Source organism: Burkholderia sp. AU4i, from assembly GCF_000466765.1.
GTDB classification, from domain to species: Bacteria; Pseudomonadota; Gammaproteobacteria; order Burkholderiales; family Burkholderiaceae; genus Burkholderia; species Burkholderia cepacia.
Window position 1 is genome coordinate 1 of sequence record NZ_ASSI01000486.1, and the last position, 668, is coordinate 668.

Below are 668 nucleotides of genomic sequence, written 5' to 3' on the forward strand. Positions count from 1 at the left end.
GAACGGGGGCAGGCCCGACAGCGTCGCGTCGATCAGCAGCGCGATGCGGCGTTCGGCCAGTGCGCCGATTTCCGATGCGGCCAGTGCGAGGTTGTCGGCCGCGAACGCGACGGGCTCGGCGTGGAAGTTGCCGCCCGACAGCACTTCGCCGGTATCCGGGAAGATCAGCGGGTTGTCCGACACGGCGTTCGCTTCGATCAGCAGCACGTCGGCCGCGTGACGCATCTGGTCCAGGCACGCGCCCATCACCTGCGGCTGGCAGCGCAGGCTGTACGGGTCCTGCACCTTGTCGCAATCGCGGTGCGACTGGTTGATCGGCGAGCCTTCGAGCAGGTCGCGATACGACGCTGCCGCGTCGATCTGGCCTTGATGGCCGCGCAGTTCATGAATGCGTGCGTCGAACGGCTTCACCGAGCCGGCAGCCGCGTCGACCGACAGCGCGCCCGCGACGAGCGCGGTGCGGTACAGGTCTTCGATCGCGAACATGTTGTCGAGCGCGAGCGCGGTGGATGCCTGCGTGCCGTTCAGCAGCGCGAGGCCTTCCTTCGCCTGCAGCGTCAGCGGCGCGAGGCCCGCGACGCGCAGGCCGTCGAGCGCGCTCGCGCGCTCGCCGCGGATGAACACTTCGCCGACGCCCAGCAGCACGGCCGACATGTGCGCGAGCGGCG

Annotated in this window: 1 protein-coding gene; it reads right to left on the minus strand. The window is 69.9% G+C overall.

Translation table 11 applies throughout. From position 1 onward, the window contains the following. The coding region (locus L810_RS43700) for an aromatic amino acid lyase (RefSeq protein WP_042978544.1) at nt 1-668 on the minus strand (668 nt) is incomplete at both ends.